Here is a 21,603-nt window from a genome sequence, read left to right as displayed (position 1 = left end):
CTAATTAATAATTCCTTATTAAAGATATATGGGTAACAAATCAAATAGCAATTCTTTTTCTCAAGCATTTACGGGGATTTGGCAAACAATTCAGGCACAAGTACATTTTCCCGTGCTTAAGGCAAATGCAAAAGTACCCTCTATTCATGTTAAAAATGGTCAAGAAAAAAGACCTCAAGTATATCCTCTATTGGGCGATCGCTATATCATAGGACGTAGTAGTAAAAATTGTGATATTGTTATCCGCAGTCCGATTATTAGTCAAACTCACTGCGTGATTGAAAGAGATGAAAATAACCCTCAGCAGTTTATTATTAAGGACTTAAATTCCACTAATGGGGTATATTGTGGTGGCAAACGTTATCAATCCCTTAATCTTTTCCATAATGATCTTATCACTTTAGGACCTCCAGAGTTAGCAGAAGCGATCGAAATTCGTTACGATAAATCCCCTGCTAACTGGGTATTATTTGCTCGTTATGGTTTACTTAGCACCAGTGTGGGCTTATTGTTGATATTAGGTTTCATGAGTTTGCAGTGGAGTCAATACCAAGTTCATCCTATTCCTGATCATACAGGAGGTTCAACGGTAGTTTATGCAGAAGATGGTAAAACTTTACTTTCTCCTCGTATAGAATCCCCCCATCGGGAATTAGAAAGTCTCAAAGAATTTTCTCCTTATTTACCCCAAGCCTTACTTGCTTCTGAGGATAGTCGTTATTATTGGCATTTTGGCGTTGATCCTCTTGGTATTATTCGAGCAGTATTAGTGAATCAAGAAGGAGGAAGGCAAGGTGCAAGTACCATTACTCAACAGTTAGCGAGAAGTTTATATCCTGCGGTGGGTAGGGAAAATAATTTGGCAAGAAAATGGCGAGAAATGGTTGTAGCCACGAAATTAGAAGCGGTTTACAGCAAAGATATGATTCTCAAAACCTATATGAATCGGGTGTATTTGGGTATCAATTTATATGGCTTTGAAGATGCGGCACAATTTTATTTTGATAAGTCAGCGAGAGAATTAGACATCAACGAGTCAGCGACTCTAGTAGCAATTTTACCTGCTCCTAATGCCTATAATCCCGTGCAAGACTATGATACCGCCGTTAATTTACGTAACCGTGTCATTGCCAGAATGCAAAATTTGGGCATGATAAGTAATGAAGAAGCATCCCAAGCAAGACGATCGCGCATTGAAATTAGTCCCAAAGCTAGACAAACTTTATCTCAAGTAATTGCCCCTTATTATTATAGTTACGTTTTCCAAGAAATGAGAGAATTATTAGGGGATGATCTCACCCAAGAGGGAGATTTTATTATTGAAACCAGTTTAAATCCCAAAATTCAAACTATTGCTGAAGAAAGCCTCAAAAATCATATTGATAGCAACGGTAAATCCCATAACTTTTCCCAAGGTGCGATCGCATCCTTAAATAGTAAAAATGGAGAAATAATTGCCTTAGTGGGAGGAAAAGACTTCAACGAAAGCCAGTTTAATCGAGCTACTCAAGCCCAAAGACAACCGGGGTCAACTTTTAAGGTATTTGCCTATTCAGCCGCCCTAGAGAGCGGGATAAGTGCCTCTAAAACCTATTCTTGTGCACCATTGCTATGGCAAGGATTTCAATATAAAGCCTGTGAAAGAACAGGAGGTGCGACAAACATGACTCAAGCCCTAGCCCAATCCGAAAATTCTGTGGCTTTGAGGGTAGCCAAAGATGTGGGTTTATCTTCTGTGGTGAATATGGCAAAAAAGTTAGGAGTTGAATCTCCCTTAAATCCAGTGCCGGGGTTAATATTGGGACAGAATGAAGTTAACGTTTTAGAAATTACGGGGGCTTATACTGCTTTTGCCAATGAGGGAATTTGGTCAAAACCCCATGCTATCAAGGTAATTCGGGATGGTAGAGATTGTGAAGATTTTGATAATCATACTACCTGTCGGGAAGTATATCGCTTTAACGAAAATGGAGATGAGCAAAAACAGGCGATAAAAAAAACTACAGCCGAAACTATGAATAGAATGTTACAACAGGTCACAATTTCAGGGACTGGTAGAATCGCTTATTTAGGGAAACGGGAAGCAGGAAAAACTGGCACAACGAATAAAGGAGTTGATTTGTGGTTTATTGGTTATGTGCCAAAAAATAATATTTTGACAGGAGTTTGGCTAGGTAATGACGATAATTCTCCCACAAACAGTAGTAGTTCTCAAGCGGCTTTATTATGGGGTAATTATATGAAAAAAGTCTTATAATTAACACTTGTATTTTCTAATTGTACTACTTGATTTGACTCTACAAAATACTAATTTTTAAAGTTGATAACATAGTAACAAATATTCTGCAAATGTTCACTGTCGGTGCGATCGAAGCTACCCTTAATAAAGGTGAATGCTTCAGCATAAAAACCCTGAACAGTAAACCACTCTAAAAAGTTACTGATATTTTCTTTGGTTTCATCGGTAACATCTTCAAAGCTAATGATGGCAAAACACATATTAATATACAGGGCAAACGCATACTAAAAATTTATGAGAAAGTAATATAGTAAAGATTATAGAGGGAATTAATAGCCGTGATTTCTGAGAAATCATACCTGTGGAAACATTTTGAAAATATTGAAGATCCACGAACCAGTTACTTAATTGAACATAAATTAGTTGACATTGTAGCATTAATAATTCTGTCGGTAATTTGTGGTGCCGACTCTTGGGTAGAAATTGAAGAATATGGTAAAAGTAAACAACTTAGTTGAAGCTCTCAACAAATAAATACAAGGGTTGTGTGATCGAGCAGTGCCGCAGCTTCGCTGACATCGCACCTGTTGAAACAAAATTCCCTATTTATTAATTCATGCAACAAAGCCGTTTGAAGGGATACAGTGTCACCAAGGCAAAATATTACCATCCCAATTTACAAATTGACCGTTATTTTCTGGGGTGAGATGATTGATTATGGATAGTAACTGTTGAGTGCATCTTTCAACGGAAAATAATTTTTCTGGGGATACATTTGCTTGAAAAGGTTGAGATAAATTGGTATCGGTTGTACCGGGGTGTAAGGCTACCACTATGGTGTTTTTGACTATCCGATTATATTCAATGGCAATATTTTTGATGAGCATATTTAAAGCCGCTTTCGAGGTACGATAGCCATACCAGCCACCGAGACGATTATCTTCTATACTACCCACCTTTGCAGAAATAATCGCAAAAATAGTTTTTTCTGAGTGTTTAAACAGGGGTATGAGATGTTTTGCCCATAAAGCAGTGGGAATAGTATTTACTTGAAAGTAGCGGAGTAAATTATCAGAATTGATATGTTTTAAACTCTTTTCAGGAAATAAGTTTTCCTCGTGTAAAATGCCAACACAGTTAATGACTAAATGAAGTTTGTCCACATGAGATTGAATTGTTTTTGAAGAAGATGCGATCGCACCTTCTTGGGTTACATCAACTTCAAGGGGAATAATTTTTTGGGGATATAAGTCAACAAGATTAAATAAATTTTGAGCAGTTTCACGACAACGGTAAGTAACAAAAAGACTTCCCACATCAGAGCGAGACATCAATTGATGAACAAATCCTTCGCCAATGCCCCTATTTCCACCAATAACTAAAATATTTTTACCCATTCAAAATTTATAAAGTCAAGAATTAAATTAACTATTTATAACATTAAAGATGTTTTAATTTAGTTTTCTCTGAATAACCTAAAATTGATTGCTTTTTCTTAACCTAACCTAAGTTTAGGATAATTTTTCATCTATGAGTAATAGCGAAAAGGGCAAGGGGCAAAGGGCAAAGGGCAAAGGTAAATAGTTGATAATTAATAATTCTTAACTCCGAACCCCGAACCTCGAACCCTCAACAACCTGATACCTGATAACTCTTAAAACTCAACAGATAAAAGAGTTTATATAGTGGAAATAGTTTGGTTATTTTGTGCGATATTTCACTGAATTGCCATGGGATGGTAAACCCTCTGCAATAGTTAAATCAATAATTGCCTTAGACACTTTTTGTAAAGCAGATGGACTATATTCAATGATGCTTGAGTATTTCATGAAAGTTTCTACCCCTAAAGCAGAAGCATAACGAGCCGCCCCAGAAGTTGGCAAAGTATGATTAGGCCCTGCCAAATAATCTCCCACCGCTTCAGGAGAAGAATTACCCAAGAAAATAGCCCCTGCATGGCGAATATGCTCTACTAAATCCCAAGGAGATTCTACTTCTAACTCTAAATGTTCGGGAGCGAATAAGTTTGATAGTTCGGCGGCTTCGATTAGATTGTCAGCAATAATAATTACCCCATAATGGGCAATCGCTTTTTCCGTGAGAGTGCGACGGGGATGGTTTTCTAACTGTTGGGCAACTTCGGCTTGGACTTGTTGAGCTAATAACTCGCTATCTGTAACTAATATAGCCGCCGCCATAGGATCATGTTCTGCTTGGGCTAATAAATCAACAGCCACATGAACTGGATTCGCTTGACTATCCGCAATAATTAAAACTTCGCTGGGGCCTGCCAAAGAATCAATGCCAACTCTACCATATACTTCTTTCTTTGCTAAAGTTACATATATATTTCCCGGACCAGTGATGACATCCACTCTAGGGATAGTTTCCGTACCATAAGCCAAAGCGGCCACCGCCTGAGCTCCACCTACTCGATAAATTTCTGTTACTCCTGCTTCACTAGCGGCCACTAAAACTGCGGGGTTGATTTTACCGCCTTCAGAGGGGGGTGTTACCATCACAATACGAGGCACTTGGGCAACTTTAGCAGGTATGGCATTCATTAGCACGGTGCTAGGATAAGAAGCTCTGCCCCCCGGTACGTATAAACCTGCTCTATCAACGGGGGTATAACGTCTGCCTAATACCACGTTATCCTCAGCAAATTGTACCCATGATTTGGGGGTGCGTTGTTGGTGAAAAGCCTCAATTTTTGTTGCCGCCAATTTTATTGCCTGAAGTAAATCTGGAGAAATCTGCTGATAAGCCGCATCAATTTCTGAGCCACTTACTTTAAGTTTTTCGGGTGGGATTACTTGTCCATCAAATTTTTCTGTATATTCTAAAAGGGCGCGATCGCCATTTTTCTTGACTGTAGCGATGATTTCTCGCACCGTTGCCGATTGTGTTTCTATGTTTTCATGATAAGTCCGCTCACTAATCCGTTGCAATTCTTGTCGTGCTTCGCCTTGGTCTGTTATTATTCGCAACATTTAGATTCTATCAAACTAATATAAACCTTAAACTATTTGTTTTATGATAGCAGTGTTGAGGGGTTGTTTGGGGAAAACAGGTAATGAGTAATAGATAATAGGTAATGAATAGAGGGCAGGGCTGTTTCATTCTAAAATTTTTTGGTTAAGGCAGGGAATACCTGAGTTCGGAGTTCGGAGTTCGGAGTTCGGAGAGTTCGCTGCTCTCATGCACTCCCTTCGGTCGTGAACGGAGTTAAAAGTAATAATTATTGACAAAAAAGCTGAATAAATTGATTTTAAATGAGTTTTTCCTAAATTTAATAATTTTTTATTCCAAAATTGGCTCGATGATAACTCGAGGGCGCTTTATTTTTCGATACTTTTTTCATCGAACTCAGTTAGGGAATAGGCACTCTTGCAATAGTTTTTAATGGTTTATGGTTATAAATTGATAATCTCAACATTTTTAACTACTTCTTAATCCTCAAAGCTCTAAAACCCTATATTCTTTTACTGGCAATAGTTTTAGCGTTTTTGTATTTCTACTTTGAAACACCCCTGATGAATAGAGGGGGGGGAAATCGGGGCGATAAGTATTGGGGTATTGGGGAGTTGGGGAGAAATTAATTCTTAAAGTGCTGAAGTTACTAATTACTAATTGTTTATTGCCTTTGCCCTTTTAACTTTGCTGTAAATCAGGTTAATTAATTTCTAGCTAACCATTTTTGACCGTTGAGACGTTTTAAAGTAAATAAAACCATTAAGTCAAGAGTTACTTTACGCTCATCAATCATGAATGATTCTAAGGTGCTAGGTTTTTCCCCTTTGGTGGTACAGGAAAATGCTTTTTGTCCGCTAATATCTTCCTCTAAAAAGTATAAATAAAAAGTGCGATCGCCCAATTCCCCGATTATCTGCCAACACTCAGGACTAGATTCATAGCCTGTGACGGGAATTTTTGCTTTTTTAAACTCTAATTTCACTTCTGATAATCCTTGTTCAGTTAGGGCTTTTTCTAAACTGGGGGTGAAATGTTCTGACATAAACTCCTCAAAGGGTTTGTCCTCTAAAGCAGGGGGTTTAGCTTTTTTCGCTGGTTTAGTTGGTGCTGTTTTTGTTTCTTCTGTCATTATCTTTATTCTGTGATAATTTTATTTTACTTTAACTAATATTTTTAACTTAACCTTTATTCTTCGCAATTATATTCAGTAAGGAATGCTCACTAACGGAATTATACTATCCAAAGTCATAATTGCTCTGCCACAAGAAAACTGTTACCTATTGCTTACCCTCACTTAGATTAAGTTATGTGGAAACAGTGAGTATAAACACACATGAACGAGGGTTGAGAAAAAAGCAAAGAGCAACTCCTCATTTTTTTTAACTCCGATAAGATAAATAAGATTAATGATAAGTATTTTTAATAGTCTATAGTTGGGCTATTTCTCTGTCCATTCTAACGTATATATCTTTAAAAGCCTTATTAAATAAAGCATATAAAAAATATAAATCTTTTAAATAACTGACTTCGTCTTAATCTTATATAATTAACAAAACTTATTATATTCTGAGAAAACAATTTCATTTTTAATGTGTATAGAATATTAACCATTTATCCTTTACTATTCTTATTAGACCTACTTTAAAAAGTACGGAAAATTTTTTGTTAATTGTTCATCAAAGGAAATAGAATATGGCAACTTATAATGTAACTTTAATTACTCCCGACGGCGAACAAACTATCGAAGTACCCGATGATGAGTATATCCTTGATGTTGCTGAAGAACAGGGTATTGATTTACCTTATTCCTGCCGTGCTGGTGCTTGTTCTACCTGTGCTGGTAAAATCGTTGAGGGTACTGTTGACCAATCTGATCAGTCTTTCTTAGATGATGATCAAATCGAAGCTGGATATGTTTTAACTTGTGTTGCTTATCCTACTTCTGATTGTAAAATTGAAACCCATAAAGAAGAAGACTTGTACTAATTTACTCGTTTTTCTCCTATAGGTTGTTAGGTGTTTGGTTGTAGGCGTTGGGAATTATGTTAATCCTGACTCCTGACTTCTGACTCCTGACTCCTATCCCCAGCAAGGTGCTTTTGGTCATAACTTAGTTAACATTTTTCTAAGATAAATACGTTACCTTGGTTTCCTCTACCAATTCTTAAATCTTCGTCTAAGTAGGTAATTTCTAGCCATCCTCCTTCATTTTTGTCGCTACTAAATAACAAATTGCGATCGCTCCAAGGAAAATTACCCCAATTTAAGTCCACTGCAGGAAAGACTTTGCCCATTTCAATTTTATTAATTAAATCTCTGGGGGAAATGTAGCCCAAAACTTTTTGTAAGCCAATAATAGAACGCTGAAAACGGACGTTGACTCTTTTACTCGACACTGTATCAATTTTCGCCGCTACGCTGATAAGTCCTTCCAAAAAAGGTAATCCCATTATTTCAGCTATATTATAAACTTTACTTCCCTCTGTGCGAATACACTGATAAATTTCTCCTAATTTGACAAAAGGCAAGTTATCCAAACCCAAAATACTTTTACTGGTAGTGTATAGAAGTCTCCAATCACCATTGAGTAAGTCTGGTTTGTCTAAAGGATCAGCCGTTGGGTTATGATCTTCTAAACGTTCTACTGCAGTAAGAATTTGTACTTTATCTTTTTCTGTCGCTAATAAACCTCGATTTTTACCTGCGATCGCCTGTAACAATTCTTTTTTATAATTAATCATGACTTATATTTTAACAGATGCTATAATCATATATTGCTCAACATTTAACTATTAAATAGTTTATGAAAAATCCGGCTTTGCGTAAAGAGAAACGCTATGAACCTGCACCAGTTATACCTCTAAAACAAGATGGGTCTCTTTTAGATTGGTTAGAAGCAAATGACCGCATTATCTATAGAGAAGAAAGAGAAGATAGATTAGTTGAAACCACCGTCACTGAAGATGAGGAAATCAGTGATTTAATTGAAGGTGAAGAAGATGAATTCGATCCTGATGAATTAGATGATTTTGATGATGATGATGCTGATATTATCTAAATTCCCATAGATATAAAAAATAGAAGAAAAACGAAAAAATAAACTAAATTAGTAGTAAGTAATAATTAATAAGTGATAGGTTAGAGTATAAAAAATTGGAGTGTTGAAAAAAATAAATCGTAAATAATTGACGATAAACAGTAAAAAATGAAATAATTATTGATTGATTGCTAATTTTTTAAGAAAGTTTGCCCAAAACTAATTTCCTAATTAATTATGATCAATTTTGCGTAGAAATACTTATTCCAGATTGCAGATTAAGATTAAGATTCACTTTCCAACTCTCTCTCCTAATTATTTATTCTCTATTTTTGATTAATCCATGAAACCCGTACCTCCAGAAGTATTAGAACAAGTTGCAGAATATTTTAATATTCTCAGTAATCCCATGCGTTTACAAATTCTCAATTTGTTAGGGGAGGGAGAAAAATGTGTACAAGAGTTAGTTGAAGCGACAAAAACCAGTCAGGCAAATGTTTCTAAACATTTAAAAATAATGTTTCAGGCAGGTATTATCAATCGTCGTCCTGATGGTACTTCTGCTTACTATTATATTGAAGATTCTTTGATTTTCGATTTATCCCATTTAGTTTGTAATCACTTAGCCGACAAAATTGAGAAACAGGCTTTGAAGTTTCGTAACCTACCTATAGCGAAGAAAAATTAAGGTTTTAGGGAGATGAGGTGTTTGGGTATTAGGGAAGATGAGTTAGGAGTTAAAGGTTATTAATTATTCATCTTTGCCCTGTACTTGTTGTCAATCATCTTCTGATTTAGATAAGTCTTAGCTTATCACTGAGGGCTTTAGATTTATCGGTAAATAAAGAGTGAAACAACTTCCCTTATTTGTTTCTGATGTTAGGGTAATATCTCCCCCATGAAGCCTTGCTAATTCACGAGAAATTACTAATCCTAAACCGCTACCTCTATGTTTTTTTTGCAGGTGAGTTTGTAATTGAGAGAAAGGTTTAAATAGTTTACTTTGAGATTCTTTATCTATGCCAATACCTGTATCAATAACTTGAAAAATTAGATTATTTTTTACTTGAGTAACTTTAAGAGTTATAGAGCCTTTTTCTGTAAATTTAACTGCGTTGGAAAGAAGATTAACTAATATTTGTTTAATGCGTCTTTGATCTGCAAAACAATAACTTATGTCTGGATTTATCTCTAAATTTAAGTCTAATTTCTGTTCATCTGCCTTTGTTTTTATTAGTGCTAAAGATGATTCACAAAGCTCATTTACAAGGATTTTTTCAATAAATAATTCTTCTTTTTCTGCTTGTATTTTGCTGATGTCTAATAAGTCACTAATTAATTCTAAGAGATATGTTCCTGATTGGTAAATTGCATCTATATATTGAGCCTGTTTTGGGTTTAAATCTCCGTATAGTCTTTGCTGTAACATTTTTGCAAATCCAATTACTGCGGCAATGGGAGTCCTTAATTCATGATTCATGTGGGAGATATATTGGCTCTGACTTCTCTGATTTTCTTTGAGTTTTTCTTCTTCTTTTTTTAGGGTTTCTTGTTTTTCTTCAAGGGTTTGATTATACAGATATAAGGTAATATATTTAGCAATGGTATCAATTTCTTTAATTCTATTTTTTATATATTGTTTATTGAATTCTGTTTCTATATATAAATAACCTAGATGATACTTTTTAAAAATTAGGGGAATAATATAGATATTTTCATTATTTTTCTGTTTTTCATCTTCAATAAAATTTGTGTAGCAACTATAATTTTGATTGAAAATTAACTCATCTTTAATTCTTTTTTTGATAACTTCTAATTTGTTTTCTCTTTCTCCTAGGGATATTTGATCATATATAATTTTTATCTCATCTTCATTTTCTGTTAACTGTTGACAAATAATAATATTTTTTACTTCAATTAATTCAGAAATAGTATTTACGCAAGAGTTGCAAAAGTCTTCTAAATTTTCTGCTGTTTCTAGCAAGAATAATAAAGAATTATTTTTACCTAAATTTTGATTGTTATCTATGACATCATTATCTTCTATGACAATATTGTAGGACATAAGTTTTCATTATTTATTCAGTTAAACATCTAAGGTGAATAGTTAAACGAAGTATATAATTTATACATCGACACCCCTAGATTTTTTCTAGGTTTTAACCTTGATAACTGTTTAAAATTGCCTCCGAGAAAAAATTAAAATACTAATTGTTAACAGCAAAACAATATACAAAATTGCGTAAACAACACTACTTAATAATTCTCCTGTAGAAGGCAAGATATTATAAACAGCTTCATTTTTTAAATTGAGTCTCTCCAGATCTGGTAAGATTAAAAATAATGCTTTTGTAATTTTTTCGATGCTGGGATTCTCAGTGATTCTACCTAATTGTAATAGATCTCGGCTCAAATGTCCCATAATATAGACCCCAAAACTGAGGAGAGTTGCTAAAATCGAGCTAGTGAAAACCCCGAAAGTCATAGCCACTGCGGTTAATAGGGCTAATTCTAGTAAAATAAATGCGATCGCAACTACAAGACTAACTAAAGGGAAAGCAATACCCAACATCGCCATAAGAGCAAAATAAGTAATCGTCATGACAGCAACTAACACCAAAAGCACCGTAGATAAACCTAAGTGTTTTCCGACAATAAATTCTGTATTCGTTATGGGCTTAGGCACAAGAATTAAAACAGTTTTTTTCTCAATCTCCTTATTAATTAACCCAGTACCTACAAATATAGCCACGATCGCGCCTAATAAACTGATACCACCGATACCTAAATCAAGAAAAATTTTTCCATCCGCACCAACCGCAATGGGGGGAAGAATGCGAGACGCTAACACCAAAATGAGGACAAACAAACCGATAACATATAAAATACGATCTCTAATTACTTCACGAAAACCATTAGTTGCGATCGCAAAAATACGGCTTATATTCATGATTAGTTCATTCTCTCATCAACAATAAAAGACTTTAAATAGCAATCCTTTAAGGAATACCATAAAGTAATTTTAACCCCAAGATACTTAAAAGAAAACCCTAGTTAGGAGTTTAAATTGTCAAGTTAAGACGAAAAACAACCTTAACCTATAAATCACCTTCAACTATAGCGATTTCCTCCGCCGTCAATTCATACAATTTATAAACCATTTCATCTATATTTCTCTCTAATTCCTTTGTATCTGCTTCAGGATTTTCTCTTTTTTTCTCTAATATTTTTTCCACTATTTCGATAAATGGTTTTTCTTCTTCTTCTGAAATGATTTTAATAGGTAATTTTTCTAAATTTTCTTTTTTTACTTCTGCTAATGCTTCTCCTTTTTCTGGATTCATCATATAGTGATAGTAGTCTAATAATTGAGAATTTATTAAGGCTAATATGTACTTGAAACTTAAATTAAAATTATTTTTTTGTTTATCATAGGTAATAACATGAAGATTATTCATACAAATAAATTTTTCTGTATCGATAGTTGCAATTAATGTGTCACCAGTTTGTCTAACAATTATTTTTTCATCTGCATTAAAATTAGCAGAATATCTGGGTGCAGCTAAATTATTTCCATATTTTAACCATCTATCACCTTGCCAATTATTAGAATATTTATTAATGTCACTACCCCTTAAAAGTTTCTTGTAGCTTGAGTCAATTTTATAATCTGCATCGTAAATTCTTTTTTCAACATCTAGTTTTGTCTGAGGAGGTTTACCCTTTCCTTTTTCGTAAGGTTTTAAACCGACAACGACATTAAATAAATCTCCTAAATTAAGACAATTTTCAGAAATTTTAGTTTTCAGATTAAGTAATTCTTTACTTAAAAAAATATTGACTGTATCTCCTTGTAATTTATGCCAGTCTAACTGATTTTGCTCATTAACGATAAATTCTTCTTGATTATTATATATTCTAATTTCAATCCTCTGATTTTGATTATCAAAATTTTGCTTTGACAATAGCAGAGATTGAGTATCAACAGTTGCATCTTGAAAAACCGCCTTTTTATAATGGGCAATCGTATTAATTTTAGTTTTTTCAATCAAGAATTTTCTAATTTTCTTATACTTAAGATTAAATAACCAAGTATTTGGAATAATATAAGAAAACTCCCCATTATTTTTTAAAAGAATTAAACCTTGTTCCATAAATAGCAAATATGTATCTAATTGATAATCTTGATTGGTAAATTTATTTTGTAAATACTGCTTTTCTTCTTTACTTAATTTAACCCCATAAGGAGGATTACCGATGATGATGTCAAAACCGAGAAAATCCCCATTGTCATCGAGAATTTCAGGAAACTCAAAACGCCACTCAAAACCATTTTGATAAATACGATTATCCCTTTTATCTTCTCTCTCCAACCGTAATTTATTAATCTCCTTTTCTAACTGCTGTTGCTTTTTCTCTCTAGCCTTTTTCTCCTTCGCCGTTTCAGCAAACAAAGAAGTTTGATTAACTAAACCATTTAACTCCCCTTCCAACTGCCGTAAACGAGTAGAAATAGCATCAACTCCCGTAATCTCACTGCTAAGACTTGCCTTAATTTCATTGATTACCTTTTCAACCCGTAACTTTTCTTGCTTACTCTCAGGATTACGATAGGCTTTCACCGCCTCCTTATATTCAGCAATTTGACGCTTTACCTTCGGTGACGAAATACTATCCTTTAAATCAAAACGACTAATTAAAGAATTACCGCACTTAATATTAATGTCAATATTCGGTAAAGTTTGCAGAGGTATTTCCCCCCCTTTTGAAGGGGGGTTAGGGGGGATCAAATTTTCTTGTGAAGAGATAACATTAGGAATAATATAATAGGCATTTTTTAGCAATTCAATCCAGAGACGCAAACGACATATTTTCACCGAATTAATATTTATATCTACCCCAAATAAGCAATTTTCAATAATCACTTGTTTTTCATGGAATAAAGCCTCTTGAATCCGTCTTGATTCTCGATTGTTAGGATTATAAGCAAAAGGTTTATTATCTTCATCCGTTACTATTAACTCATCATTTTCCACCGTGACAAAATAATCAGTTTTTTTGATAGTTTTCCCTTGCCTATCAAGCAAAATATTTAACTCACTCTTCAGGGCGATAATTTCATTTAAAGCCGAAACTAAAAAATGTCCACTACCCACCGCAGGATCACATATTTTGATACTATTAATAATCTGGTTAGCTTCTTGTTTATCCTCGATTTTGTCATATAAATCATCAATAGTTTGACAATTCCATCCTTTAATTTGATTAAACTTATCGACAATAGCACGGCGAATAGTTTCCCGACACATATACATAGTAATGAAACCGGGGGTAAAATAAGAACCATCTTGATAACCATTAATTTTCTCAAAGATTAACCCCAATACCGAAGCATTAATGAGAGTTTTATTATCTTCTTGAATTTCTAAACTGCCCTCACTACTAAAATCATAGGCAGAAAGAAAGTTAAATAAATAATCAAGGGTTTTTTGCGGTTGAGTAAGAGGTTTTCCTTGACTATCTTTTAAAACAGTATGGGCATATAAATCTAATTCTGTATGATAATTTAAGCTACTAATACCGATAGTTTGTCTTTCAATAACCGTTACTTCAAAAAGTGAACTATTAAGATAAGGAATATGGTTAAATTTAGCTTGAATATCTGCTTTTCTTTCGTGATATTGTTTTGCTAATACCTGAAAAAAGAGACATTCTAACTCATTAAAATTAGTAATTATTTTGCTATTGAGAAAATTAAAATCAACCCTCGCCCCCAACTCCTCTACCAGTGAGACAGGAGAGTTATAGCGAATTAGTTGCGCCTCAAGAAGTTTAAGAAATAAAATGCGGTTAACCCATGTAATAACTAATTCTAAAGCGATATTAAAGAGTCTTTGTTGATAATTTTCGCCGTATTCTTCAGGATTTTGCAGATAATGGACTTTTTCGCTAATATCTAACTGATTAATAGTATTTTCTAACAATGAAGCGGAATGCCGTTGATTTTCGGGTAATCTTTGAATAATTTTCTTGCTTCCCTGTTTAACTTCTGCTAATCCAATAATGTGTAATAATTCGCTGTAAAAACCTTGATCTAAACTGTTACTATCGTTGGCAAAAGGTTGTTTTAAAAGGTGTTGAGGAGAGAAAAATTTATATAAAACAATCAACTCTTTTTCATCTTCTTTTTTATAGAAATTATTTAAAGTAAAATGAATACAGTTATCTTTTAACTCATTTTCTACCTGATTAATCGCAGGTTTAGCAATTTCTTGATAGAAAAAATTACGATTACTACTAGATAATAATTTATTATTAAAATCATCAAATAATTTAATAAGTTTTTTTTCTTGATAAAATAATTTTTCAAATAAAGTGGCAGGAAAAACATAAAAATCAAGAGAATTAGTAATAATTAAATGCTTTAATTCTAGGTTTTTATTAATAACTCTTTCCTGTAAATAGTAAAAAAGAAGTTGCTGTAATGATTTACTATTAAATTTTTGCTTATTAATCATTTCTTGGGTGTTGGTGGGGCTTTTAGCTTCGATAATTACCCCTACAGATGATTGAGCATTTTTGCCATTATGAATAACTAAATCATGGCTTTCTTTAGTGTTTATATAATAGTTAGGATGGTAATAAGTCTGTTTAAAAAAGTTAGATAAATTGTTTTTATGATATTCTTCTGTTTCGCTTAAATTAGTGTTAATTTGAATGTATAATTCTTGTAAATTCTGTTTAAATTGATTAATTTCTTGTCGTGAGGGTTTGACTTTTAAAAAGGCTTTATTTAGACTATGAAGAATCGTTTTCATTGATTAATCATGGGTGAGGATTTTAACTATTCATCTAATTGTAATATATAATGCACATCTTGCACAAATACACCGTAGCCATTTCCAGAAATCGGGGTCTTATGCCCGAAATACGGTGCAAAAATCCTCATTTAATTTTAACCTCGAACTCCGTTCACGACCGAAGGGAGTGCATGAGCGAAGCGAACTCTCCGAACTCCGAACCCAAATTCAATCCCCTTGGTGTAAATACCGAATTGTCACCAAAATGAGAATTATGTTAAGTTTAGTTAAGCAATAGTTGTTACAATAAATAAATATAAAAAGCAGAAAAGATAAAATAAGTTAACAACTTATACCCTTTTGCAAATAAACAAAATAAGAAAATATGAAATTATCGTGGCGTACAGTCCTATTATGGACAATTCCTTTTTTAGTAATAGGATTTTTCATTTGGCAAGGAAGTTTTGCGACTAATGTGGGTAACACAGCTAATACTGCTAGTACTCGCATGACCTATGGTAGATTTTTAGAATACTTAGACAAGGGTAGAGTCAGCAGTGTTGATTTGTATGAAGGTGGTCGTACTGCAATTGTAGAAGCGATCGATCCTGAGTTACATCAAGTACAAAGATTAAGAGTTGATTTACCCGGTACTTCTCCTGAGTTAGTCACCAAGTTAAGAGAAGCAGGAGTTAACTTTGATTCTCACCCCATGCGTAATGAAGGGGCTATCTGGGGTATTTTAGGTAATTTAGTCTTTCCTGTATTGTTGATTGCTTCTTTATTCTTCCTTTTCCGTCGTTCTAGTAATATGCCGGGTGGACCTGGACAAGCCATGAATTTCGGTAAGTCTAAAGCCCGTTTCATGATGGAAGCAAAAACCGGTGTCATGTTTGATGATGTGGCAGGTATTGATGAAGCAAAAGAAGAATTACAAGAAGTTGTTACTTTCTTAAAACAGCCTGAAAAATTTACTGCTGTTGGTGCAAGAATCCCTAAAGGTGTCTTATTAGTAGGTCCTCCGGGAACTGGTAAAACCCTCTTAGCAAAGGCGATCGCAGGAGAGGCAGGTGTTCCTTTCTTCAGCATTTCTGGCTCTGAATTTGTAGAAATGTTTGTGGGTGTAGGTGCATCCCGTGTCCGTGATTTGTTCAAAAAAGCAAAAGAAAACGCTCCTTGTTTAATCTTTATCGATGAGATTGACGCTGTGGGCAGACAAAGAGGTGCTGGTATCGGTGGCGGTAACGATGAAAGAGAGCAAACCTTAAACCAATTATTAACAGAAATGGATGGTTTTGAGGGCAATACTGGTATCATCGTCATTGCGGCAACTAACCGTTCTGATGTGTTAGATAGTGCGTTAATGCGTCCCGGAAGATTCGATCGCCAAGTCATGGTTGATCCCCCCGATTTCAAAGGTAGAGTCGGCGTTTTAGAAGTTCATGCCCGTAACAAAAAAATCGCCCCCGAAATTTCCATAGAAGCGATCGCACGTCGTACCCCCGGATTCAGTGGTGCAGATTTAGCGAACTTACTCAATGAAGCGGCAATTTTAACCGCCCGTCGTCGTAAACCTGAAATTACTATGGCGGAAATCGATGATGCGGTTGATCGTGTCATTGCAGGGATGGAAGGCACTCCTTTAGTGGATAGTAAGAGTAAACGTCTGATTGCTTATCATGAAGTAGGTCATGCGATCGTAGGTACATTATTAAAAGATCATGATCCTGTCCAGAAAGTAACCTTAATTCCTCGTGGACAAGCCCAAGGTTTAACATGGTTTACCCCTAACGAAGAGCAAGGACTAATCACCAAAGCTCAATTAATGGCTAGAATTGCAGGGGCAATGGGAGGCCGTGCCGCCGAGGAAGAAATCTTTGGCGATGACGAAGTAACCACTGGTGCTGGTGGTGATTTACAACAGGTTTCAGGTATGGCTCGTCAAATGGTAACTCGTTTCGGGATGAGTGAATTAGGACCTCTTTCTCTGGAAGGGCAAGGGGGAGAAGTATTCTTAGGTGGTGGCTTAATGAGTCGTGCCGAATACTCCGAAGAAAGTGCCGCTCGTATCGATGGACAAATTAAGATGATTGCCGAACATGGTCATAAAATGGCAAGGCAAATTATTCGTGATAACCGTGAAGTGATCGATCGCCTTGTGGATTTATTGATCGAAAAAGAAACCATTGATGGGGAAGAATTCCGCCAAATTGTGGCAGAATACACCGAAGTTCCCGAAAAAGAACAGTTTATTCCTCAACTGTAAAAATTTACATTATCTCTCGATAAAATTTAGGGGTTTTAGCTTTTCTAAGACCCTTTTTTTGTGCTTAATCTGTAACCTACAACCTGCAACCTGACACCTAACCTTATCGGATATTCTTACTTAAACCAAACTGAGGTTTCTTAAGTAATTAAAGGTCGAATTTGATCAACGATACCCCTACTTTTTGCATCGGGTGTAATAAACTCTATTTGTTCACTTTGACCTATTCCCAATCCTAAGTCAACGGCTCTTTTGATTTGCTCTAACTCCCATATTGATCCATTAGATACCTGATGAGTTGTACCTAATAAACGAAGTAAGGCGATCGCAACTACATCTATTGCAACTCGATCGACTCCTGCTAAAATGACATTGGAGCGGACTTTTTTCCCTGATGCAGGTCCTCCGTTAACAAAGGCTTCCACCCCGTCTAAAAGAACAAGAGAAGGCTTATAGGCTTGATTAATTTCTGCAATCATTAACCGTTGATGAGGAGAAGAATGTAAGTCTCCCATATAGTTAAAGGAGTCTCCCGGTACATATTTTGCGACCATTCCCACCGAATTTTTGAGGGAAAGGGTAAAATGTCCTCCATATTGGTGAGTTTTTAAGCAACAGGTGTTGATAATTGCTTCTGAGTCTAAGATAGGACGAGCAAAGGCAAAGCCCTTCTGCCAGTGTGTTCCTTCCGCAGATATATATTGCCATTTTTCGGCTTCCATTTCATCAAAAACAAGGGTTTTTACACCGTATTTTTCTCCTAACTGAAAAACCCCTTTTTGTTCCATCGCTTGGCGAGTATCTGCCATTCCAGAGCGATCGCCGATGGTCATTTCTCCTACTTCAGCGCCTTGAAATTCTTGAATCAAGGTTTCTAAAAGTTGACTATCAGTAGCCGCAGGAGCGGGATCACCAGTATTATAGTTAGGCTTAAGAAAAACAGTTTTACCCTTTAAGTCACTGGGTTGTAAAAGATCCAATGCCTGACGAGTACCTGCAGAACGATCCTCATTATAAACCAGTACCACTTTACTTATTTGAGGCGGAGTTAAAGGGGAAGATGAGGCAGATTGAGCCGTTACCTTGTTATCGGCAACAGTTGAATTAATAGCACGACAAGCCGAAGGAAATAAAGATGCACCAGTGGCTAAAGTTGCTAAACGTAAGACTTGTCTTCTTTGTAAAGGTCTATCTGAAGGCATAATTGAAGAATTAGAAACTTTTTTCTAGGATAACGAACATTATTTGAAATCTTGGAAGTTTATCGAGCAAAAGCACAAATTAATTAAATTCGTGGGAGAAAATTTCTAAATTACTGCATAAATCAGAAAAATGAGACTGATAGATCAATAAGAGCTAAAAGAATTTATTATCTATGTCAAAGAAAAACATTGTCTGTTTCTTATTGATTTTATTGCTTTGTTTTATACCTGTTCAAGAAGCCCATGCTGGTAATTTATCTTTGTTTTCTTCTCTGGAATGGAATCAAGAGCAAACCAATTTCAGCAAAAATCCTCAAAATTTTTCTCAAGAGATTCAAAACCGCCTCAACAGTACCAGAGATAGTATTGGTCAATTAGCTTTATTAATATCACATCCTTGGGGTACTTATGATTATACTAGACCCATTTTTGTTGCTCCTAGAGATGGAGGTGGGATTATTTTTGAAGTTGATATACACTGGCATCGAAATTTAAATTCCCGCAATCATGTTACCAGAATAGCTTGGGAAATAGTTAATAACAAACATTATAAGGCTTCTGTTATTTGGGATGACTCTGCTTTTAGCCCAATTCATGAGGAAGAAGTTAACGATTTTTTCCGACAACTTTTACCAAATTAAATTTATTTTTTCTTTTATATATTCAATTATATTGAACTAAAAATTATGTTATCAAATATTACTAATTACACCATAAATAACAGTTTAGAAACAAGTAAAAATATGCTTAAAGAGTTAGGAGATAGAGCTATTAATAGTTCCAATAATTTGACCGATGCAATGTCAAAAAATGTTCAATCCAGCCTAGAATCTTTGTGGAATAATTGGGTGGAAAATCATCCTATCATTGGGTTTTTTGTTTCTCATCCCCTTATCTCTATTATTGTCATAATAACTTTAGTTTTAACTATTTGGGGAGTAATTCAGATGATTCCTTCATTATTAGTGCAACTGTGGTTATCTGTTTTTAAATCACCTTTTATCTTAGGAAAATCATTGCTGAAAAATAATCAACAAGATACTCTTAAAGAAGAATTTTATCAACTAATTTTAAATAAGTTAGATGCGATCGAATCTAAGCAAAATCAGTTAGAACAACAAGTATCTAAATTAAAAAATCAATAACTAGATTTAGAGTTAAGTTCAAGTTATAGTAATACTTTAAAACCACCAGAAAATTGCCTTTAAAACTGAAGGTTAGGTATTCGTTTCTTTTTCAAGAAGTCTGAATTGTTTATTTATCAATACTTTCATTGATAGTCTCTATAAATATAAAAATGTAAATATAAAAACAATTGCAATTTGATCTCCATTACTCTATAATCATTCTCATTCAGTGGCCTCAACCCTTCAGATCGCATCAAAAAGTGTCTGGTCACCGAAGGTGCGGCGTAGCCGACCACCGATAAACTTGAATGAATAATTCTTGCTCAGACAACAGTTTTTAGAATAAACCAGTTGATTTTAATACTAATATTGAGATTGACAAAATATGAACAGATCATTCGCTGAAATGTTGCACGGAGGCCCTATTGACTTAGAGGAAGTGGAACGAGTCTCCGAGACGTTAATATTTGAGAGGGTTTGGAGGGGTGCAAAATTTTTTAAGTTTGCCTGTTTGTTAGTGTTGGCCGCAAGTATCGCTACATTTGGGCTTTTGGGGGACTCCGTTGCAGTTATCATTGGTGCGATGATCGTTGCTCCTTTGATGTTACCGATTATGGGTTTAGCTTTCAGTGTAAGCATTGGAGATCAGCGTAAAATTATCAGTACAATGCTTGTCAGCTTTGCAGGGATTGCCATGGCGATCGCAGTGGGATTCATTCTGACATTACCCATAGCTAAAGTAACCCATCCAGAGGCGATTCAACAAATAATGATCCGTACATCACCCCATTTACTGGATCTAATGGCCGCCCTTGCCACTGGCTTTGCTGGAGCTTTTGCACTATCTCGTAAAGATGTTTCTGATACCTTACCCGGAGTGGCTATTGCAGTATCTTTAGTACCTCCGTTGGCGAATGTGGGAATTCTGTTAGCTTTAGGTGAACCAAAACTGGCGGCTGGTAGCTTATTGCTTTTTGTAACTAACTACGTTTCTATTCTGCTCACAGGCTCTCTTGTTTTTGTGGTGATGGGGTTTCGGCAAGTGGCAACTTCTCCTTTTGACCCACGTGCCAGACGTAGAGCGGTAACAATCGCCCTCATCGCTTTAATAATTATTGTAATTCCTCTTTCTCTGTCTAGTTATAATCTGATCGTTGCTAATAAAATTTCCGCTAGAGCCTATACACTGGCACAAGAATGGCTAGACGGTTCGGGGTATCAACTTCTGAGGGTTGATGCTGAAACGGCAGATGGAACAGTAAATCTCCTCCTCTTGGGAGAAGGAGAAATTCCCCCTTTGAGTAAGTTTCAAGAACAAGCCAAGAATCTTCTCTTTGGTCGTACCATCCGTGTGAAAGTTGTTGAGTCACAAATAATGTACATAGATAAATAGTTCTCTGAAGCCATGACAATAGAAATTATTTGGTCTATTTCTATTTTAAGAGGCGATCGCATCTAAGATAAATTGCATTCTTTGGGATAACGGGCAATAAACCGTGTTTTGACACGAGCTTTATTTGTATGATGATCCGTTGATGTTAGTATATAATAATTTCCAAACGATAATTGGCAGTTTCATTTCTCCGAGCCGCACTACGCATCATATACACTCGAATTTTATAGTCACCACTTTGTGCTAAGGTTTTTTCAAACTGATTTCCAGAGGTTGAACCATTGAAAATAGCCACTTCATTTTGACCCGGTTCTAAGATATTAAAATAATTAGCCCCGTTATCCGTTGCCATACTCACATTCATTAATTGTCCTTTTCTGGCATTAACTACATAATCAATAATTTCATAGCCTTTAATGGAATGTTCGATAGTGGTACTTGTTGCACCAGATTTGAATTGTACTCTTTCTTGACGAATATCATTGGCAATACTCGGAGTTATAATTACGGTAGAAAAAGTTGTTGCTATAGTAAGCAATAAAAGAGGAATAATTTTTTTCATG

General features: G+C 35.1%; 19 protein-coding genes. 9 read left to right on the top strand and 10 right to left on the bottom strand.

From position 1 onward, the window contains the following. The first annotated feature begins 28 nt into the window (after positions 1-28). The gene (locus Dongsha4_RS13810; protein ID WP_330202931.1) at positions 29-2,257 is read left to right on the top strand and encodes a PBP1A family penicillin-binding protein; all 2,229 of its coding nucleotides are present in this window, start codon (positions 29-31) and stop codon (positions 2,255-2,257) included. Between the two features lie 50 nt (positions 2,258-2,307). On the opposite strand, the gene Dongsha4_RS13805 is transcribed toward Dongsha4_RS13810, so the two are convergent. Next, entirely contained in the window at positions 2,308-2,499 is a 192-nt protein-coding gene (locus Dongsha4_RS13805; protein ID WP_330202930.1) for a hypothetical protein, read from the bottom strand. A gap of 78 nt (positions 2,500-2,577) precedes the next feature. Here Dongsha4_RS13805 and Dongsha4_RS13800 point away from each other — a divergent pair, with 78 nt between their 5' ends. Further along, the gene (locus tag Dongsha4_RS13800) at positions 2,578-2,757 is read left to right on the top strand and encodes a transposase family protein (RefSeq protein WP_330202929.1); all 180 of its coding nucleotides are present in this window, start codon (positions 2,578-2,580) and stop codon (positions 2,755-2,757) included. Positions 2,758-2,886: 129 nt separating this feature from the next. Here Dongsha4_RS13800 and Dongsha4_RS13795 read toward each other — a convergent pair whose 3' ends face one another. The 3 genes from Dongsha4_RS13795 to Dongsha4_RS13785 all read right to left on the bottom strand — a co-directional run bounded on the left by Dongsha4_RS13795 (position 2,887) and on the right by Dongsha4_RS13785 (position 6,344). Then, entirely contained in the window at positions 2,887-3,636 is a 750-nt protein-coding gene (locus Dongsha4_RS13795) for an SDR family NAD(P)-dependent oxidoreductase (protein WP_330202928.1), read from the bottom strand. 303 nt (positions 3,637-3,939) lie between these two features. Beyond that, positions 3,940-5,232 carry a histidinol dehydrogenase gene (hisD, locus tag Dongsha4_RS13790; RefSeq protein WP_330202927.1) on the bottom strand — a complete coding sequence of 431 codons (1,293 nt, stop codon included), beginning with the start codon at positions 5,230-5,232 and terminating at the stop codon, positions 3,940-3,942. Between the two features lie 686 nt (positions 5,233-5,918). After that, entirely contained in the window at positions 5,919-6,344 is a 426-nt protein-coding gene (locus tag Dongsha4_RS13785; RefSeq protein ID WP_330202926.1) for a DUF2996 domain-containing protein, read from the bottom strand. Positions 6,345-6,907: 563 nt separating this feature from the next. On the opposite strand from Dongsha4_RS13785, the gene Dongsha4_RS13780 reads away from it, so the two are divergent. Continuing rightward, entirely contained in the window at positions 6,908-7,201 is a 294-nt protein-coding gene (locus Dongsha4_RS13780) for a ferredoxin (protein ID WP_330202925.1), read from the top strand. 128 nt (positions 7,202-7,329) lie between these two features. Here the strand turns inward: Dongsha4_RS13780 and Dongsha4_RS13775 are convergent, their stop codons facing one another. Beyond that, positions 7,330-7,953: a PAP/fibrillin family protein gene (locus Dongsha4_RS13775; protein WP_425590802.1), complete on the bottom strand. Its 624-nt coding sequence runs from the start codon at positions 7,951-7,953 to the stop codon at positions 7,330-7,332. A gap of 65 nt (positions 7,954-8,018) precedes the next feature. Here Dongsha4_RS13775 and Dongsha4_RS13770 point away from each other — a divergent pair, with 65 nt between their 5' ends. Both Dongsha4_RS13770 and Dongsha4_RS13765 read left to right on the top strand, forming a co-directional pair. Then, positions 8,019-8,273 carry a DUF3134 domain-containing protein gene (locus Dongsha4_RS13770; protein WP_330202923.1) on the top strand — a complete coding sequence of 85 codons (255 nt, stop codon included), beginning with the start codon at positions 8,019-8,021 and terminating at the stop codon, positions 8,271-8,273. 322 nt (positions 8,274-8,595) lie between these two features. Beyond that, entirely contained in the window at positions 8,596-8,940 is a 345-nt protein-coding gene (locus Dongsha4_RS13765) for an ArsR/SmtB family transcription factor (protein WP_015220246.1), read from the top strand. A gap of 117 nt (positions 8,941-9,057) precedes the next feature. Here the strand turns inward: Dongsha4_RS13765 and Dongsha4_RS13760 are convergent, their stop codons facing one another. The 3 genes from Dongsha4_RS13760 to Dongsha4_RS13750 all read right to left on the bottom strand — a co-directional run bounded on the left by Dongsha4_RS13760 (position 9,058) and on the right by Dongsha4_RS13750 (position 15,070). Next, positions 9,058-10,317 (bottom strand): sensor histidine kinase, encoded by a 1,260-nt coding sequence (locus Dongsha4_RS13760; protein WP_330202922.1) that lies wholly within the window; start codon positions 10,315-10,317, stop codon positions 9,058-9,060. 111 nt (positions 10,318-10,428) lie between these two features. After that, positions 10,429-11,202: an ABC transporter permease gene (locus Dongsha4_RS13755; RefSeq protein ID WP_330202921.1), complete on the bottom strand. Its 774-nt coding sequence runs from the start codon at positions 11,200-11,202 to the stop codon at positions 10,429-10,431. Between the two features lie 148 nt (positions 11,203-11,350). Then, positions 11,351-15,070: a DUF7149 domain-containing protein gene (locus Dongsha4_RS13750; RefSeq protein ID WP_330202920.1), complete on the bottom strand. Its 3,720-nt coding sequence runs from the start codon at positions 15,068-15,070 to the stop codon at positions 11,351-11,353. Between the two features lie 367 nt (positions 15,071-15,437). Between Dongsha4_RS13750 and ftsH2 the strand changes: the two genes are divergently transcribed. After that, a complete protein-coding gene (gene ftsH2 / locus Dongsha4_RS13745) occupies positions 15,438-17,318 on the top strand; it encodes an ATP-dependent zinc metalloprotease FtsH2 (RefSeq protein WP_330202919.1) in 1,881 nt (626 codons plus the stop codon). Between the two features lie 140 nt (positions 17,319-17,458). Here ftsH2 and Dongsha4_RS13740 read toward each other — a convergent pair whose 3' ends face one another. Further along, positions 17,459-18,520: a DUF362 domain-containing protein gene (locus tag Dongsha4_RS13740; protein WP_330202918.1), complete on the bottom strand. Its 1,062-nt coding sequence runs from the start codon at positions 18,518-18,520 to the stop codon at positions 17,459-17,461. Between the two features lie 173 nt (positions 18,521-18,693). On the opposite strand from Dongsha4_RS13740, the gene Dongsha4_RS13735 reads away from it, so the two are divergent. The 3 genes from Dongsha4_RS13735 to Dongsha4_RS13725 all read left to right on the top strand — a co-directional run bounded on the left by Dongsha4_RS13735 (position 18,694) and on the right by Dongsha4_RS13725 (position 21,040). After that, entirely contained in the window at positions 18,694-19,161 is a 468-nt protein-coding gene (locus Dongsha4_RS13735) for a hypothetical protein (RefSeq protein WP_330202917.1), read from the top strand. A 45-nt stretch (positions 19,162-19,206) separates the two neighbouring features. Next, positions 19,207-19,665 carry a hypothetical protein gene (locus tag Dongsha4_RS13730; RefSeq protein ID WP_330202916.1) on the top strand — a complete coding sequence of 153 codons (459 nt, stop codon included), beginning with the start codon at positions 19,207-19,209 and terminating at the stop codon, positions 19,663-19,665. Between the two features lie 367 nt (positions 19,666-20,032). After that, positions 20,033-21,040 (top strand): TIGR00341 family protein, encoded by a 1,008-nt coding sequence (locus tag Dongsha4_RS13725; RefSeq protein WP_330202915.1) that lies wholly within the window; start codon positions 20,033-20,035, stop codon positions 21,038-21,040. 145 nt (positions 21,041-21,185) lie between these two features. On the opposite strand, the gene Dongsha4_RS13720 is transcribed toward Dongsha4_RS13725, so the two are convergent. Next, the gene (locus Dongsha4_RS13720; protein ID WP_330202914.1) at positions 21,186-21,602 is read right to left on the bottom strand and encodes a hypothetical protein; all 417 of its coding nucleotides are present in this window, start codon (positions 21,600-21,602) and stop codon (positions 21,186-21,188) included. Position 21,603 lies beyond the last annotated feature (1 nt).

Origin of the sequence: Cyanobacterium sp. Dongsha4 (genome assembly GCF_036345015.1) — a bacterium.
Lineage (GTDB): Bacteria > Cyanobacteriota > Cyanobacteriia > Cyanobacteriales > Cyanobacteriaceae > PCC-10605.
Note: the sequence above shows the minus strand (reverse complement) of the source record. Positions and strands in the feature narration are given on the sequence as shown.